Consider the following 1,569-nt stretch of genomic DNA (forward strand, 5'->3'; position numbering starts at 1 on the left):
TGTCTTTTCATAATAGAGGTTGACAAGATTTTACAAGATCCAACTACCTGTTGAAAACTTTAATTATCTACCTTAATTTTTATTTCAATATTTACATTGTCAAACGAAGCGGAGGAAAGCTCTGCTGAGGAGCAACTTTCTGAGGAATAATTTGACCGAGGAGAATGATTGAAGTCGGCAGACACCAAATCTGCCGGCTTTTTTTCTTCGATTATTCTATTCGTATATGCCTCTAAAAACCTTTGTTCAGGTTTTAGGTCAAAGTTATATAACTCCATTTCTGCATTCTTCCGGTGCGCTTGTTCAAGCGACTTCCTCTCGAACTCTATGGGTGTCAGGTCTCCTAATTCCATATGTGGTCTGACTTCGTTATAGAGTTTCACTACCAACTTGAGTTCTTTGCGCAAGGACTTTAGGTCAGTAGCTCTTTTGCGAGGATATAAGTAATCATTTTTTATAATTCCATTTAACCTCTCTACATATGGGTTTTCAATACTAGTATTCGCCATAGATATCTGTGCATTAATGCCATTTAATATCTGGATATAGGCATTTGAACAGTATTGGCTACCCTTGTCGGAATGATGGATAAGACCGCTCAAGTTAACATTTTTCCTAAGTTTTATGCTGTTGTTCAAAACATCAATATTGTTGCCGTGTAGCATGTTATCACTTACTGAATAGGCCAAGATGCGACGACTATAAACATCCATCATAAAGGTGATGTAGTAAACTGATTCGCCAATCATATAGTAAGTAATATCGCTCGCCCACACTTGGTTTACTCCTGCCAACCTGTGTCCATTGATTAGGTTCCTGTACTTGCGCCACGAATGGTTGCTGTTGGTGGTGATATGCGAACTACGCTTCTGCCGAATGCCCAATCCATTTGCAGATAACAGTTCCTCAAACTTATTTATTCCCATGGTGCCACTAAGCATTAATAATTTAAATAGTTTCCTTGCTCCCATGCGTGGGTGATCTTCTCTAATTTCCTTTGTTAATTCCAATAAACGAGTATCTACTATAACTCTGTTTTGGTTACGTTTGACTTGTTGATGATAGCCCTGACGACTTATTCCAGCATAAACATAGATATCGCCCAACGTAAAGGGATAATCTTTTATGTTTTGCTGGAACCATTTGATAACCTCGATTCGAACTTTTTTTTTAGGTCGATTTTGGTCATATCACTGCTTATATCAATCACCTTATTAAGGTATTCAATCTCAACTTGTTTCCGCCCAAGTATGCCTTCCAGTTCAGCAACCTTCTTTAACAGCTGCTCAGTTTTGTATGATTCTGATTCCTTTTCCACAACTACACGTTCTTTTTTATTATGAAGGTTGCTGTATAGCCTTATCCATTTATAAACAGCTGTGCTGCTTACATTGTAAAAACGAGCTACTTGGCGAACCGTTATTTGTTTGGTTTCAATCTCTTTGACCTTCTCTTGTTTGAATGCAACACTAAATGTACGGATTCTTTCATTGCTGTTTGTTCCCATGTTTGTTGTCCAATTAAAAAGTTATTAACAATTTTCTTGTCAACTTATATCATGGAAAGACA

At 37.4% G+C, this 1,569-nt stretch carries 2 protein-coding genes; both read right to left on the reverse strand.

What is annotated here, in order from left to right; all coding sequences use genetic code 11:
* Positions 1-59: 59 nt before the first annotated feature.
* Entirely contained in the window at positions 60-1,106 is a 1,047-nt protein-coding gene (locus tag EV194_RS16815) for an IS3 family transposase (RefSeq protein ID WP_243699441.1), read from the reverse strand.
* 17 nt (positions 1,107-1,123) lie between these two features.
* Positions 1,124-1,507 (reverse strand): transposase, encoded by a 384-nt coding sequence (locus EV194_RS16820; RefSeq protein ID WP_132435712.1) that lies wholly within the window; start codon positions 1,505-1,507, stop codon positions 1,124-1,126.
* Positions 1,508-1,569: the final 62 nt, after the last annotated feature.

Origin of the sequence: Natronoflexus pectinivorans (genome assembly GCF_004345615.1) — a bacterium.
In the GTDB taxonomy this organism is placed as follows: domain Bacteria; phylum Bacteroidota; class Bacteroidia; order Bacteroidales; family Marinilabiliaceae; genus Natronoflexus; species Natronoflexus pectinivorans.

What these genes read in the sequence shown, in the direction of transcription:
- EV194_RS16820 (WP_132435712.1), bottom strand. Translation starts at nt 1,507, where the DNA reads ATGGGAACAAACAGCAATGAAAGAATCCGTACATTTAGTGTTGCATTC.